This window comes from Acrocarpospora phusangensis, assembly GCF_016862995.1.
GTDB classification, from domain to species: Bacteria; Actinomycetota; Actinomycetes; order Streptosporangiales; family Streptosporangiaceae; genus Acrocarpospora; species Acrocarpospora phusangensis.
Genome location: NZ_BOOA01000010.1, coordinates 39,849 through 55,511, shown reverse-complemented (window position 1 = coordinate 55,511; position 15,663 = coordinate 39,849). Strand labels below are relative to the sequence as shown.

The following is a 15,663-nucleotide window of genomic DNA, read 5'->3' as shown; positions in this document are numbered from 1 at the left end:
ATGAACACGCTCGACCGTCCGCTCGCGGACCTGGACCCCGCCGTCTACGACGCCATCCGGGCCGAGCTGACCCGCCAGCAGGAGACCCTGGAGATGATCGCGAGCGAGAACTTCGCCCCGCGCGCGGTCATGGAGGCCCAGGGCTCCGTGCTCACCAACAAGTACGCCGAGGGCTACCCGGGCCGCCGCTACTACGGCGGATGCGAGCACGTCGACGTGGTCGAGCGACTCGCCATCGACCGCGTCCGCGCGCTGTTCGGCGCGGAGCACGCCAACGTGCAGCCGCACTCGGGCGCGCAGGCGAACGCCGCCGTGATGTTCGCCCTGCTGGAGCCGGACGACACGATCCTCGGCCTCGACCTGGCGCACGGCGGCCACCTGACCCACGGCATGCGGCTCAACTACAGCGGCAGGCTCTACCGGGCGGTCGGCTACCACGTCAGGAAGGACGACTTCCGGATCGACATGGAGGAGGTCGAGCGGCTCGCGCTGGAGCACCGGCCGAAGCTCATCGTCGCGGGGTGGTCGGCTTATCCGCTCCAGCTGGACTTCGCGGAGTTCCGGCGGATCGCGGATCTCGTCGGCGCGTACCTGATGGTGGACATGGCGCATTTCGCGGGGCTGGTCGCGGCCGGGGAGCATCCCAATCCGGTGCCGTTCGCCGATGTGGTCACGACGACGACGCACAAGACGCTCGGAGGGCCGCGCGGGGGAGTGATCCTGACCAACCGCGCGGATCTCGCCAAACGGTTCAACTCCGCCGTCTTCCCCGGGTTGCAGGGCGGGCCGCTGGAGCACGTCATCGCCGGGAAGGCGGTCGCGTTCGGGGTCGCCGCCAGTGAGGAGTTCCGCGACCGGCAGCGCCGTACCGTACGGGGGGCGCAGGCGCTGGCGGCGAGGCTGGCCAGGGAGGACGTGCGCGACGCGGGAATCAGCGTGCTCACCGGCGGCACGCAGGTGCACCTCGTCGTCGCCGACCTGCGCGGGTCAGAGCTGGACGGCCGCCAGGCGGAGGACCGGCTGCACTCGATCGGCATCACCGTCAACCGCAACGCGGTGCCGTTCGACCCGCGCCCGCCGATGGTCTCCTCCGGCCTGCGCATCGGCACGTCCGCGCTCGCGACCCGGGGATTCGGGGATGCCGAGTTCGCCGAGGTCGCGGACGTGATCGCGCGGGCCCTGATCGCCGAGCCGACCGCGTCGGCGGCGGCGGACCTGCGCGGCCGGGTCGCGGCGCTGGCCGGGCGTTTCCCGCTCTACCCGGGACTCTGAGATGGCGCTGAGCGCCTTCGATCTCTACTCGATCGGGATCGGGCCGTCGTCGTCGCACACGGTCGGGCCGATGCGGGCCGCCAAGATGTTCGCGGACGGCCTGGCCGCCGACGGCCTCCTCGGATCGGTGACGCGGGTGCGCTGCGAGCTGTTCGGCTCTCTCGGGGCGACCGGCCACGGCCACGGCTCGGAGAAGGCCGTGGTCCTCGGGCTGGAGGGCGAGACGCCCGCTCTGGTCGACACCGGGAGCGCCCAGGCCCGCCTCGACCGCGCGAAGGAGGAGGGACGGCTGAACCTCGCCGGGCGGCACAGGATCGTTTTCGTCCCGGACGAGGACCTGGTCCTCCACCGCCGCCGGTCGCTGCCCGCGCATCCCAACGGGATGACGTTCACCGCGCTCGGAGAATCAGGGCTGTTGCGGGAGCGTACGTACTATTCGGTCGGCGGCGGTTTCGTCGCCGACGAGCGGGCCGTGGGCGCGGATCGGGTCGTCCTCGACGCCACCGCCGTCCCGTACCCGTTCGCCACCGGGGCGGACCTGCTCGGCATCTGCCGGCGGGAGAACCTGCGGGTCAGCGATGTCGTGCTGGCCAACGAGCTCTCCTGGCGGCCCGAGGCCGACGTGCGCGACGGCCTTCTGGAGATCTGGTCCGTGATGCGGGCCTGTGTCGCCGCGGGCTGCGCCAACGAGGGCGTGCTGCCCGGCGGGTTAAAGGTGGAACGGCGCGCCCCGGCGCTGTTCCGCGACCTCTCCACACGGTCGGGAACCGCCGATCCGCTGGACATCCTGGACTGGGTCAACCTCTTCGCCCTCGCCGTCAACGAGGAGAACGCCTCCGGCGGCCGGGTGGTGACGGCGCCCACCAACGGCGCCGCCGGGATCATCCCGGCGGTCCTGCACTACTACACCCGCTTCGTCCCCGGCGCGGACGAGGACGGCGTCGTCCGGTTCCTGCTCACCGCCGCCGCGATCGGCATGCTCTTCAAACAGAACGCGTCCATCTCCGGGGCGGAGGTCGGCTGCCAGGGCGAGGTCGGGTCGGCCTGCTCGATGGCGGCCGGCGCCCTCTGCGAGGTGCTGGGCGGCACGCCGGCCCAGGTGGAGAACGCGGCCGAGATCGGCATCGAGCACAACCTGGGCCTGACCTGCGACCCCGTCGGCGGGCTGGTGCAGATCCCGTGCATCGAGCGCAACGCGATCGCCTCGGTGAAGGCCATCAACGCCGCCCGGCTCGCCGTCAACGGCACCGGCACGCACAAGGTCAGCCTCGACGACGCGATCAAGACCATGCGGGAGACCGGCCGCGACATGCACGTGAAGTACAAGGAGACGGCCCGCGGCGGCCTCGCGGTCAACGTCATCGAATGCTGAGCCCTATCGGAGCCCGCCAATTCAATGGTAGGTTCGGCGTCCATTGGAGCACCACCGGTCCGGCGGACCGGCCACGACCTGAAAGTTATCCCAGATGAGCAGCAGGAATCCCCGCCTTCTCACCCTCGGCAGCCTGAGGGACCTGATCCTGGCCGGCGACGTCGACACCGTGGTGGTGGCGTTCACCGACATGCAGGGCCGGCTCCAGGGCAAGCGGCTGCACGGGCACCACTTCCTCGACTCGGTGGCCGAGCACGGCACGGAGGGCTGCACCTACCTGCTCGGCGTCGACGTCGACATGAACACCGTCGGCGGCTACGCGATCACCTCGTGGGAGCGCGGCTACGGCGACATGGAGTTCGTCCTCGACCTCGCCACGATCCGGCGGCTCACCCACCTGCCCAAGACCGTGATGATCCAGTGCGACCTGCGCTGGCCCGACGGCCGCCCGGTGGTGGAATCGCCCCGGTCCATCCTCCAGGCCCAGGCCGAGCGGGCCGCGGCGGCCGGATACCGGGTGCTGGCCGCGACCGAGCTGGAGTTCCTCGTCTTCGAGGACACGTACGAGCAGGCCTGGAACGCCGGTTACCGAGGGCTGACCCCCGCCAACCAGTACAACTCCGACTACTCCATCCTCGGCACCACCCGGGTCGAGCCGCTGCTCCGTGACATCCGCAACACCATGTACGCCGCCGGCCTCAACGTCGAAGGCGCCAAGGGCGAGTGCAACCTCGGCCAGCACGAGATCGGCTTCCGGTACGACGACGTGCTCGTCACCGCCGACAACCACGCCGTCTTCAAGAACACCGCCAAGGAGGTCGCCGCCCAGCACGGCAAGGCGCTCACCTTCATGGCCAAGTACAACGAGCGCGAGGGCAACTCCTGCCACGTGCACCTGTCCCTGCGCGGCACCGACGGCAGCGTGGCCTTCTGGGACGACGGCGCCGGGACCCGCTCGGCCCTCTACGACCACTTCGTCGCCGGCGTGCTCGCCACCATGCGGGACTTCACCCTGCTGTACGCGCCGAACGTGAACTCCTACAAACGCTTCGCCGAAGGCTCCTTCGCGCCGACCGCGATCGCCTGGGGCGAGGACAACCGCACCTGCGCCGTACGGCTCGTCGGCCGCGGCCCGTCGGCCCGGATGGAGAACCGGGTGCCCGGCGGCGACGTCAACCCGTACCTGGCGCTGGCCGCGATGCTGGCCGGCGGCCTGCACGGCATCGAGAAGGGCCTGGAGCTGGAGCCCCCGGTGACGGGCAACGCCTACGTCTCCGGACGGCCCAGGGTTCCGGCGACGCTGCGCGACGCCCGGGACGCCTTCCACGACTCGGTCGTCGCCCGGGCCGCCCTCGGCGACGCGGTCGTCGACCACTACAGCAACATGGCCGACGTCGAACTGGCCGCGTACGGCGCCGCGGTCACCGACTGGGAACTGCGCCGCGGCTTCGAGCGGATGTGAGGACCCGATGACCGACACCTTCACCGTGATCGACCCGGCCACGGAGCGCCCGCTGGCCGAGGTGGCGCTCGCCTCGGCGGCCGAGACCGACGCCGCGATCGAGCGCGCCCACGAGGCCTTCCGCTCCTGGCGCGCCGTCGCCCCCGGCGAGCGGGCCCGGCTGCTGCGCGCCTTCGCCGCGGTCGTGGACGCGCACCTCGACGAGCTGGCCTGGCTGGAGGTCCGCAACGCCGGCCACACCATCGGCAACGCCCGCTGGGAGGCCGGGAACGTCCGCGACGTGCTCAACTACTACGCCGCGACGCCCGAACGCCTGTTCGGACGCCAGATCCCGGTGCCGGGAGGGATCGACGTCACCTTCCGGGAGCCGCTCGGCGTGGTCGGGGTGATCGTGCCGTGGAACTTCCCGATGCCGATCGCCGGCTGGGGCTTCGCCCCGGCGCTCGCGGCCGGCAACACCGTCGTGCTGAAGCCCGCGGAGCTGACGCCGCTGACCGCGATCCGGCTCGGCGAGCTGGCGCGCGAGGCGGGGCTGCCCGAGGGCGTCCTCACGGTGATCCCGGGCCGGGGACCGGTGGTGGGGGAGCGGTTCGTCACCCATCCCCTGGTCCGCAAGGTCTGCTTCACCGGTTCCACCGCGGTCGGCAAGCGGATCATGGCCGGCTGCGCCGCGCAGGTGAAGCCGGTGACGCTGGAACTCGGCGGCAAGAGCGCGAACATCGTCTTCGCCGACGCCGACCTCGCCAAGGCGGCCGCCACCGCGCCGTACGCGGTCTTCGACAACGCCGGCCAGGACTGCTGCGCCCGGTCGCGGATTCTCGTCCAGTCCTCGGTGTACGACGAGTTCCTCGCCGGACTGGGGAAGGCCGTCGCCGGGATGCGGGTGATCGACCCCGCCGACGAGGCCAGCGAGATGGGCCCGCTGATCTCCGCCGCGCACAGGGAGAAGGTCACCGGCTACCTCGCCGGCGTCGAAGCCGCCTTCACCGGCCCCGCCCCCGAGGGACCCGGCTACTGGATGCCGCCGACGGTGGTGCTCGCGGACGACGTCACCCGGCCGATCTGGCGCGAGGAGGTGTTCGGCCCGGTCGTCGCCGTGATGCCGTTCGACGACGAGGACGAGGCGATCCAGCTGGCCAACGACACCGAGTACGGCCTGTCCGGGTCGATCTTCACCCGCGACCTGAGCCGCGCCCTGCGGGTCGCCCGCGGCGTGGAGGCCGGCAACCTCAGCGTGAACTCGCACGCCTCGGTCCGGTACTGGACGCCGTTCGGCGGATTCAAGCAGTCCGGCCTCGGCCGGGAACTCGGGCCGGACGCGCCGGACGCGTTCACCGAGGAGAAGAACGTCTTCATCGCCCACGGCTAGGGGCTTGACCACAATGAGGAGAACAGGCATGTCAGGACGTCTGGAAGGCAGGGTCGCGGTCGTCACCGGAGGGTGTTCGGGCATCGGCCTGGCCACGGTCAAACGTTTCGTCCAGGAGGGCGCGAAGGTCGTCGTCGGCGATCTGGACGACGCCCGCGGCAAGGAGATCGCCGACGAGCTGGGGATCACCTACGTGCACGTGGACGTGACCAGCAAGGAGGAGGTCGACGCGCTCTTCGCGACGGCGAAGGACACCTACGGCTCGGTCGACATCGCGTTCAACAACGCCGGCATCTCCCCGCCGGAGGACGACTCGATCCTGGACACGGATCTGGACGCCTGGCGCAAGGTGCAGGAGGTCAACCTGACCAGCGTCTACCTGTGCTGCAAGGCGGCGTTGCCGTACATGCTGGAGCAGCGGAGGGGGTCGATCATCAACACCGCGTCGTTCGTGGCGGTGATGGGGGCGGCCACGTCGCAGATCTCGTACTCGGCGTCCAAGGGCGGCGTGCTCTCGATGAGCCGCGAGCTGGGCGTGCAGTTCGCCCGCGAGGGCGTGCGGGTCAACGCGCTCTGCCCGGGGCCGGTGAACACCCCGCTGCTGCGGGAGCTGTTCGCCAAGGACGAGGAGCGGGCCGCCCGCCGCCTGGTGCACGTGCCGATGGGCCGGTTCGGCGAGCCGGAGGAGATGGCCAACGCGGTGCTCTTCCTGGCCTCCGACGAGTCCTCCTTCATCACCGCCTCGACCTTCCTCGTCGACGGCGGCATCTCCGGGGCGTACGTCACGCCACTGTGACGTGACGGCGATGGTCGCGGGAGGCGAATGGGCGAGTATCCTCCATTTCGCAACGGTCGGCGCGGCGACCATTGGCGGCTATTCGGAAGGCGGCGGCATGAGCGAGGGTTCGGCGGAGTCCACCAGCGCCCTGCTCCGGCCGATCCGCATGGGCAACTCCTTCGAGGAGACCGTCGAACGCCTGCTCCAGATGATCCACCTCGGCGTGTACGCCCCGGGCGAGTCATTACCGCCGGAGCGTGAGCTGGCGCGCCGGTTCGGCGTGAGCCGCGACACGGTCCGCGACGCCATAAGGTCACTCGGCGAAGCCGGCTACCTGGTCACCCTCCGTGGCCGGTACGGCGGCACCTTCCTGGCCAAGACCCTGCCCAAGGCCCCCCAGCCCGAGGGCGGCCAGCTCCCCGACCTGGACATCGACGACCTCCTGACCGTCCGCGAGCTGCTGGAGGTCGCCACCGTACGCGTGGCGGCCCGGCGCGCCCTCACGGCCACCGAGCGGGACACGCTCTGGACGCGCCTGACCGACGTCCAGGCGGCGGACTGTGAGAACTACCGCCGCCTGGACTCGCGCCTCCATCTGACGATCGCCGAGCTGGTCGGGTCACCGTCGGTGACGGCGATGGTGGCCGACAACCGCATGCTGGTCAACCAGATCCTGGACCGCATGCCGCTGCTCGAACGGAACATCGTCAACTCGAACGAGCAGCATCACGCGATCGTCCTGGCCATCCTGACCGGCGACAAGGAGCGGGCCGTCCAGGCGATGGAGGAGCACCTCGCCGGCACGGTCGCGCTCATCCACGGGTTCCTGGGGGCGTCGCCGTCGCGGCGCGCCCCGCTGCTGCCCGACGACGACCTGTAACCGGTCGTCCCCCGCGATCCCAAGATCGCCATGTTACCTGGCGAGCATCCGCCGGTTATCCAATCTTAATGGATGGTTTGCATACCTTTGAGATAGCATCCTGCACACTCCCCCGCAGGAGCTTCCTACGTAAATGGACTAGCAACATGGCCTTTACCGGACGAGAGACGAATCGTTCATCCCCGCCGAGGGTCAGCCGCCGCGAGCGTCGGCAGAAAGGTGCCGGCACGTGAGCACGGACGAATTGACGAGCGACCCCGGCCCGATCGCCTCCGTCCGCGATCTCGTGGTCACCTTCCACCGCGACGGCGCCGACCTGTACGCGCTGCGCGGCGTGAGCCTCGACGTACGGGCCGGCGAGGTGCTCGCCGTGGTGGGCGAGTCCGGCTCGGGCAAGAGCGTCCTCGGCTCCGCGCTCATCGGCCTCCTCCCGTCCAACCTGCGCGAACTCGGAGGCGAGGTGATCGTCGACGGGGCCGACATGCTGCGCGGCCCCGAACGGGTCCGGCGCCGCGTCCGCCGCCTGAGCCTGGGCGCGGTCTTCCAGGACCCGATGAGCTCGCTGAACCCGACCCAGCGGATCGGCCGCCAGCTGTTCGAGGTGACCGGCTCCGACGACGAGTCCGTCCGGCTGCTCGACGCCGTCGGAGTCCCGGACGCCCGGCGGCGGCTGCGCAGCTACCCGCACGAGCTCTCCGGCGGCCTGCGCCAGCGCGTCATGATCGCGCTCGCCACCGCGGGCGACGTGAAGCTCCTGATCGCCGACGAGCCGACCACCGCCCTCGACGTGAGCGTGCAGGCCCAGATCCTCGAACTCTTCCGCGAACTCTGCGACCGGCTCGGGCTCGCCGTCTTCTTCGTCACCCACGACCTCGGCGTCGCCAGCGAACTCGCCGACCGCATCGTCGTCATGTACGGCGGCCGCGTCGCCGAGGTCGGCACCAGCCGCGACGTGCTCGTCAACCCCTCGCACCCGTACACCCGCGCCCTCCAGCGCGCGCGCCTGACCCTGGAGACGGACCGCGCCCGCGAGGTGGTCGCCCTGCCCGGTGAGCCCCCGGACCCGTCCACGGTCATCCGCGGCTGCCCGTTCGGCCCCCGCTGCGGCCACCACGCGCCGGCCTGCGACGACGGCCTCCCGGACCTGCGCCCCTCGGCCACGACCGGCGCCCGCACGGCCTGCGTACGCGCCGACGAGCTCTCGGCCATCCCGACCGGCTCACTCCAGGGCGACACGCTGGCGCCGATGCCGGGACTCCCCGGCCGCGCCCCCGTCGTGGAGGTACGGCAGGCCCGCAAGTCCTACGTGCTCGGCCGGGGCAGGCAGGCCGCCACCGTCCACGCGCTCGACGGGGTGGACCTCTCCGTGGGCGCCAACGAGTCGCTGTCGATCGTCGGCCTGAGCGGCTGCGGCAAGTCCACGCTGCTCCGCGCGATCGCCGGGCTGCTTCCCCTCGACTCGGGCACGATCGCGTACAACGGCGAGAGCCGCCCGCAGATCGTGTTCCAGGACGCCGGCGCGTCGCTCACGCCCTGGCTCACGCTCGGCGAGCTGATCGGCGAGCGCCTGCGCGGCTCGGGGCTGAGCAAGCGGGCGCGCGCCGAGGCCGTCGCGGAGACGATGCGGCGCGTGGGGCTGAGCCCCAAGCTCGCGTCGGCCAAGCCGGGCCAGCTCTCCGGCGGGCAGCGCCAGCGCGCCGCCATCGCGCGGGCGGTCGTGGTCCCGCCGAGCCTGCTGCTGTGCGACGAGCCGACCTCGGCCCTCGACGTCTCGCTCGCGGCTACGGCGCTGAACATGCTGGCCGAACTCCGGCGGGAGCTGGGGATGGCCATGCTCTTCGTGACCCACGACCTCGCGGCGGCCCGGCTCGTGGGCGACCGCATCGTCGTGATGGAGAACGGCCGGATCGTCGAGAGCGGGCCGACCGACGAGGTCGTGGCCCGGCCCCGGCACGACCTGACCCGGCAGCTGCTCGCAGCCGTTCCCGGGAGCCCTTCACACAGGGGGGTCGCCTGAACTGACGACCTCGCCGCTTGATGACGGCCCGGTGGCACCCGGGCCGTCATTCGAGAGCTGCATCACTTCGCTTTGCCCTGCAGAAAGGTTAACGCATGTCCAGCATCCGCCGCCGAGCGGTTGCGGGTTCGGTCGCTCTGCTCACCGCCCTCGCGCTCGCAGCCTGTTCCTCCGGTGGGGGAGGGTCGTCATCCTCGCCCGGCGCGACGATCGGGTCGGACTCCCTGCCCGCGACCAAGCTCACCACCCTCAAAGTCGCCTGGTCGTACCAGGACATGACGCTCGACCCCGCCACGTACTACGGAAGCGTCGCCTTCGCCACGATGGGCGCGCTCTACGAGGGCCTCGTCGGCTACGCGTCCCGTACGGGCGCGATCGAGCCGGAGCTGGCGACCGAGTGGACGATCTCCCCGGACGGCCTCGTCTACACCTTCACCCTGCGCGACGACGCCAAGTTCCACGACGGCACGCCGGTCGACGCGGAGGCCTTCCGCTACAGCTTCCAGCGGTTCATCGACATCAAGGGCGCGCCGTCGTACATGCTCGCCGACGTCGACTCGTTCGAGACGCCGGACCCGCACACGTTCGTGATCAAGCTCAAGAAGCCGAACAACGCGCTGCTTGACTACCTCGCCTCGTACGTCGGGCCCAAGGCCATGAGCCCGGCCCTGCTCAAGGCCAACCTCGGCTCGGACAACAGCCAGACGTTCCTGGTCAAGGCCGACGCCGGATCCGGCCCGTACGTGCTGTCGGACGTCGTGATCGACAAGGGCCTCACGCTCAAGGCCGCGCCGGACTACTGGGGCGACAAGCCGAAGATCCCCGAGATCCAGGTGTCCGTCGTGCCGGAGATCACCGACCAGGTGCTGCGGCTGCGCCAGGGCGACCTGGACCTGATCGACTCGCAGGTCCCGCCCAACCTCGCCGGGGAGCTGCGCAAGGACGGCACGCTGTCCGTGACCGCGTACCCCTCGGTGGTGAAGCCCACCGTGTGGATCAAGGACGCGGGCATCTTCAAGGACAAGGCGGTCCGCGAGGCGCTGATCCGGGCGGTCGACCGTTCGGTCATCGCGAAGGGCGCGTTCGGCGAGGAGGCCACCGCGTCGAAGAGCCTGATCCCGATCACCATGGTCGGCGGCGACGGCACCAGCGACGACCCCGGCTACGACCCGGCCAAGCTGAAGGCACTCGTCGGCGGCCTCGGCCCGATCGACCCCATCGTGATCGGATACCGGGACAGCCTCGCCCGTGACGCGCTCGCCGCGCAGCTGATCCAGGCCCAGCTCCAGGCCGCCGGCCTGAGCGCCACCGTCCGCGGGTACGGCCCGGAGTTCTACGGGTTCGCCGCGGACACCTCCAAGGCCCCGGACCTCATGGTGCTCGGCATCAACTCGGACGCGAACACGCCGGCCGCCTGGCTGAAGGCGTACTTCGCGACCGGGGGTTCGCTGACCATGAACGGCGTCTCCGTGCCGGCCGGGGACGAGGCGCTCGACGCCGCCATCGCCGCCACCGACGCCGACGAGGCCGCCAAGCTGTACGACGCCGCCGCCGGCGCGTACGCGGACTCGGCCTTCTTCTTCACGCTCGCGGACGTGAAGTCCTTCATCTACGCCAACAAGAACGTCGGACCGGTGGCGTTCACGGCCGCCAACCCGTTCGGCCCGTTCTACGCCGAGGTGGGCGAGGCCCCGTGAGGGTCCTCCCCTCGGCCGGCCGGCGACGGATGACGCGACGGGTCACGTGGCTCAGCGTCGGGTCGCTGGGGGCGATCACGGTTTTCGCGGTGATCGCCCCTCTGCTGGCGCCGTACGACGCGACGCTGCCGATCGGGATCCCGCTGGCGGCCCCGTTCGGCGACACCGGCCTGTTCGGCACCGACCAGGTCGGCCGCGACATCCTGAGCCGCGTCCTGGAGGGCATGTCGGCGAGCTGGCTCGCCTCCGCCGGCCTGGTGCTGCCGATCGCGTCGTTCGGCAGCCTGGTCGGCGTCGTGGCCGGCTACCTCGGCGGCTGGGCCGACCGTGCGCTGATGGCCGTCGTCGACTTCTTCCTGGCGCTTCCCGCGGCCATCCTCGCCGTCGTGATCGCCGCGGTCCTGGGCCCGTCGCTCCGCAACGCGCTGATCGCGATCGGCGTGCTGAGCTGGCCGTACTACGCGCGGCTGGTACGCGCCGAGATCCGCGCCATCGCCTCGCGCCCCCACATCGAGGCGGCCAAACTTGCCGGAAACGGGCACCTGCGGCTGGTGCTGCGGCACCTGCTTCCCGGGGCCTGGCCGGTGATCCTGGTGACGGTCACGCTCGATCTCGGCGGTGTCATCACCATGCTCGCGGGCCTGTCCTTCCTGGGGCTGGGCCGTCCGGAGCCCGCCCCGGAGCTCGGCTCGATGGCGGCGCAGGGCCTGCCGTACCTGCTCACCCACTGGTGGATCCCGGTGATCCCGGCGGTCGCCGTCACCTGTCTGGCGTTGATCGCGAATCTCGCCGGCGACGCCCTCCGTTCCCAGATGAAGGCGCAATAGCATGGCTCGGTTCCTTGTCCGCCGGATCGCCACCGCGATCGTCGTCCTGCTGCTCATGGTGGCGGCGATCTTCGCCCTCCAGCAGCTGAGCCCGGCGGATCCCGCGCGCGCGATGGTGGGCGACCGGGCCACGCCGGAGGCACTCGCCCACGCCCGCGAGGAGCTCGGTCTCGACCGCCCGTTCGTCGTACGGCTGGCGGGCTACCTCGGGGACGTGGCGCGGGGCGACTTCCAGATCTCGTACCGGACGAAGCAGCCGGTCGCCTCGGACATCGCGTCCACCCTGCCGGCGACCCTCCAGCTGCTCGTGGCGGCGGCGGTGTTCGCCGTACTGGCGGGCCTGATCCTGGGGTTGCTCACCGCGCATCGCGGGCTGCTCGTGTCGGCCGTCCGCGCGCTCATGCTGACCGGCGCCTCCATCCCGATCTTCCTGCTCGGCCTGGTCTTCCTGCTCGTCTTCTACGACGCGCTGGGCTGGCTGCCGGGCTCGGGGTTCGGGACCGGGCCGGACGGGCCGACCGGGTTCCTCACGATCGACACCCTCCTGCACGGGCGGTTCGACGAGTTCTGGAACTCGCTCACGCACCTGATCATGCCCGCGATCGCGCTCGGCGCGGGCCCGTCGGTGGGCATCGGCCGGGCTTTCGGCAGCGCGCTGACCACCGTCCTGAACGCCGACTACGTCAAGACGGCCCGGCTGAAGGGGCTGTCCTGGACGGGCATCGTCTTCAAGCACGCCCTGCGCAACTGCCTGAACTCGGCGCTGGCCATGACGGGCCTCATGTTCGGCGTGATGCTCGGCACCGTGGCCATCGTCGAGAAGATCTTCGCCTGGCCCGGCGTCGGCAACTACCTGTCGATCTCCATCCGGACGACGGACGTGCCGGCCATCACCGCCGTCGCCGTCGTGTTCGGAGCGATCTTCATCACCCTCAACGCCGCCGTGGACGTCCTGCAGACCTTCGCCGATCCGCGGATCAGCCTCGACGCCACCAGTAAATGAGGAAGTACGCGATGCAGCAGCACACAGTGGATGTCGTCGTCGTCGGCGCCGGCCTCGCCGGTCTGTCCGCCGCCCGGGCGGCCCGCGCGAAGGGAATGAGCGTCCTCGTCCTCGAAGCCCGCGACCGCGTGGGCGGCAAGACCTGGAACCGGGAACTCCCCGACGGGCGGGCGGTCGAGGGCGGCGGGCAGTGGATCGGGCCCGACCAGCTCCACGTGAACGCCCTGGTCCGCGAGCTGGGCCTGGAGACCTATCCGACGTTCATGTCGGGGGACAGCATGCGGCTCGTCGGCGACGAGGTACGCCGGTTCGCGCAGGACGAGGACCCCTGGACCGACGAGGAACGTTCCGATATCAACCAGGCCGTCGCGGCGCTCGAACGGCTCGCCGCCAAGATCGACCCCCAGACGCCCTGGAAGGGCCGGACCGGGGAGGAGATCGACAAGATCACCTTCGAGAACTGGCTCACCACGACCTGCGCGACCGCGGCCGCGCGGGAGTTCTTCACCGGCTTCCTGGCCGGGATCTGGGCGTGCGACGTCTGGGAGGTCTCCCTCCTGCACATCGTCGCCGGCATCGCCGCCGCCGGTGGGCGGGTGGAGCGGATGACCGGGGTCGAGGGAGCCGCGCAGCAGGACCGCATCGTCGGCGGATCGCAGCGGATCGCCCTCGCCATGGCCCGTGAACTCGGGGACGCGGTCGTGCTCGGCGCGCCCGTACGGGCCGTGGCCCAGGACGCGGACGGCGTCACGGTGTCCGCGGACGGCGTCGAGGCGCGGGCCGCGTACGCGGTCGTGGCGGTCCCGCCCGCGCTCACCTCCCGCATCAGGTTCACTCCCGCGCTCTCGCCGGGCCGCGACCAGTTCATGCAGCGCGCCGCCATGACCAACACGATCAAGATCCACGTCGTGTACGAGCGGCCGTTCTGGCGCGAGCAGGGACTGTCGGGCGAACTCCGGTCGCCGGGCTCGGCCCTGGCCCTCACCTTCGACAACGCCCCGCGCGACAGCGACCTCGGGGTCATCGTCGGATTCGTGGAGGCGGCTCGGGCGACGGCCTTCCGGCGCCTGACGGAGTTCGAGCGCCGCCGGACCGTCATCGACCAGCTCGTGCTGGCGTTCGGCGCGGAGGCCGCCGCGCCTCTGGAGATCATCGAAGTCGACTGGACCGCCGAGACCTGGTCGCGCGGCGCGCACCAGATCCTGATGGCGCCCGGCACCTGGTCCAGCCTCGGACGGCACATCCGCGAGCCCGAGGGACGCGTGCACTGGGCCGGCGCGGAGACGGCGACCGCCTGGATCTGCTACATGGACGGCGCCGTCTCGTCCGGGAAGCGCGCCGTCGAGGAGATCTGCCGGCGAGCGCGCCGATGATCCCCCGTCTGATCCGCCGCATGATCCGGATGTTCCTGCGCTGGCGGGAGCAGGCCATCGCCGAGGAGAAGGCGTGCCGCCACGACGGCAGGCCGCCGTTCTGCTTCCGCTGCATGAGCATGCGCTCGCCGAGGTGAGCACGGCTCACCCTGCCGTCATATCGAAGAACCGACACAGGTGACGGCGCCGCCTGGCCCTGCCGCCGTCACGGAAAGGGCATCCATGGAACTACGTCGTGAGGACGTGCCCTCCTACTGGCTCCACGAGGCGGGAGCCTCGCCCTCCGATCCGCTGGAGGGTGACCGAGAAGCCGACTTCTGCGTCGTCGGGGCCGGGCTGACCGGCCTCTGGACGGCGTACTACCTGTCCGTCGCCGAGCCGGACGCCCGGATCGCCGTGATCGAGAAGCGCATGGCCGGGTACGGCGCCTCCGGACGCAACGCCGGATGGCTCAGCTCCGAGTTCGACGGAAAGCTCGAGGACATGGCGCGGCGCGGCGGCCGGGCCGGGGTCGTCGCCATGCACCACGCGATGAACGAGACGTTCGACCTCGTCGTCCGCACCCTCCGCGACGAAGGCGTCGACGCCGGCCTGCACCACGGGGGAATCATCAGGTTCGCCCAGAACCCCGCCCAGCTGGTACGCGTCCGCGCCTACTTCGAGAAGCGGCGCTCCTGGGGCGTCGACGCCGGCTACTCCTGGCTCTCCGGCGAGGAGGTCGCCGAACGCGTCCGCGTCCACGGCGTCCTCGGCGGCTACCGCAACGAGTACGGCGCACGCGTGCAGCCCGCCAAACTGGTCCGCGGCCTCCTGGAGGTCGTGCGCCGCCGCGGCGTACGCGTCCACGAGGACACCGAAGCCCTGCGCATCGAACCCGGACGCGTGGTGACCTCACGGGGCGCCGTCCGCGCGCCCGTCGTCATCCGCAGCGTGGAGGCGTACCTGGTGAACCTGCCGGGGCATCGGCGGGACGTGCTGCCCATGCAGTCGACGGTCATCCTGACCGACCCGATCCCGGAGTCCCGGCGGGCCGAGATCGGCTGGTCCGGCGCGGAGCTGATCGCCGACGGCGCCAACGCGTACGCGGCGGCGCAGCTCACGGCCGACTGGCGGATCGTGATGGGCGCCCGCGGCATTCTCCCCAAATACGGGTACGGCTCCGCCCTGGACCACGACGGCCGCACCACCGAGGCCGCGCGCCGCCACCTCTTCGAGGCGGTCACGAACTGGTTCCCGCAGCTGCGCGACCTCGGTATCACGGACTCGTGGTGCGGCGTGCTCGCGATCCCGCGCGACTGGACCCCGTCGGTCAACTTCGACCCCGCGACCGGCCTGGCCAGCGCGGGCGGGTACGTCGGCAGCGGCGTCAGCACTACCAACCTGGCCGGCCGCACCCTCGCCGACCTGGTCAGAGGCCGCAAGAGCGACCTCACGGAACTGCCGTGGGTCAATCGGCCCACCCGCCGCTGGGAGCCCGAACCGCTGCGCTGGGTCGGCGTCAACGCCATGACGAAGCTGTACCGCGCCGCCGACCGCCGCGAGCAGGCAGGAACGGAACGGCCGAGCCGGCTCAGCCGGATCGGCGCGTTCGTCACCGGGCGCTAGCGCCCGAC

Annotated in this window: 13 protein-coding genes; all 13 read left to right on the top strand. The window is 71.2% G+C overall.

What is annotated here, in order from left to right:
• The 13 genes from glyA to Aph01nite_RS08465 all read left to right on the top strand — a co-directional run bounded on the left by glyA (window position 1) and on the right by Aph01nite_RS08465 (window position 15,655).
• On the top strand, window positions 1-1,272 hold the full coding sequence (gene glyA, locus Aph01nite_RS08525) for a serine hydroxymethyltransferase (protein ID WP_204040232.1): 1,272 nt from the start codon (window positions 1-3) through the stop codon (window positions 1,270-1,272).
• Window position 1,273: 1 nt separating this feature from the next.
• Complete coding sequence (locus tag Aph01nite_RS08520; RefSeq protein WP_204040231.1) at window positions 1,274-2,644, top strand: L-serine ammonia-lyase; 1,371 nt, start codon at window positions 1,274-1,276, stop codon at window positions 2,642-2,644.
• A gap of 94 nt (window positions 2,645-2,738) precedes the next feature.
• Window positions 2,739-4,106, top strand: a complete 1,368-nt coding sequence (locus Aph01nite_RS08515; protein ID WP_204040230.1) for a glutamine synthetase family protein — start codon at window positions 2,739-2,741, stop codon at window positions 4,104-4,106.
• A 7-nt stretch (window positions 4,107-4,113) separates the two neighbouring features.
• Window positions 4,114-5,475, top strand: coding sequence for an aldehyde dehydrogenase family protein (locus Aph01nite_RS08510; protein ID WP_204040229.1), 1,362 nt, complete (start codon window positions 4,114-4,116; stop codon window positions 5,473-5,475).
• Between the two features lie 28 nt (window positions 5,476-5,503).
• Window positions 5,504-6,271, top strand: a complete 768-nt coding sequence (locus Aph01nite_RS08505; RefSeq protein ID WP_204040228.1) for a 3-oxoacyl-ACP reductase — start codon at window positions 5,504-5,506, stop codon at window positions 6,269-6,271.
• 97 nt (window positions 6,272-6,368) lie between these two features.
• Window positions 6,369-7,133 (top strand): FadR/GntR family transcriptional regulator, encoded by a 765-nt coding sequence (locus tag Aph01nite_RS08500; protein ID WP_204040227.1) that lies wholly within the window; start codon window positions 6,369-6,371, stop codon window positions 7,131-7,133.
• Between the two features lie 229 nt (window positions 7,134-7,362).
• Complete coding sequence (locus tag Aph01nite_RS08495) at window positions 7,363-9,150, top strand: dipeptide ABC transporter ATP-binding protein (protein ID WP_204040226.1); 1,788 nt, start codon at window positions 7,363-7,365, stop codon at window positions 9,148-9,150.
• A gap of 95 nt (window positions 9,151-9,245) precedes the next feature.
• Entirely contained in the window at window positions 9,246-10,847 is a 1,602-nt protein-coding gene (locus tag Aph01nite_RS08490; RefSeq protein ID WP_204040225.1) for an ABC transporter substrate-binding protein, read from the top strand.
• A gap of 29 nt (window positions 10,848-10,876) precedes the next feature.
• On the top strand, window positions 10,877-11,674 hold the full coding sequence (locus tag Aph01nite_RS08485; protein ID WP_204040224.1) for an ABC transporter permease: 798 nt from the start codon (window positions 10,877-10,879) through the stop codon (window positions 11,672-11,674).
• A 1-nt stretch (window position 11,675) separates the two neighbouring features.
• Window positions 11,676-12,677 carry an ABC transporter permease gene (locus Aph01nite_RS08480; protein WP_204040223.1) on the top strand — a complete coding sequence of 334 codons (1,002 nt, stop codon included), beginning with the start codon at window positions 11,676-11,678 and terminating at the stop codon, window positions 12,675-12,677.
• A gap of 11 nt (window positions 12,678-12,688) precedes the next feature.
• Entirely contained in the window at window positions 12,689-14,050 is a 1,362-nt protein-coding gene (locus tag Aph01nite_RS08475; protein WP_204040222.1) for a flavin monoamine oxidase family protein, read from the top strand.
• Window positions 14,047-14,187 carry a hypothetical protein gene (locus Aph01nite_RS08470; protein ID WP_204040221.1) on the top strand — a complete coding sequence of 47 codons (141 nt, stop codon included), beginning with the start codon at window positions 14,047-14,049 and terminating at the stop codon, window positions 14,185-14,187. The genes Aph01nite_RS08475 and Aph01nite_RS08470 overlap by 4 nt, the downstream gene beginning before the upstream one ends.
• A gap of 85 nt (window positions 14,188-14,272) precedes the next feature.
• Window positions 14,273-15,655, top strand: coding sequence for an NAD(P)/FAD-dependent oxidoreductase (locus tag Aph01nite_RS08465; protein WP_204040220.1), 1,383 nt, complete (start codon window positions 14,273-14,275; stop codon window positions 15,653-15,655).
• Window positions 15,656-15,663 lie beyond the last annotated feature (8 nt).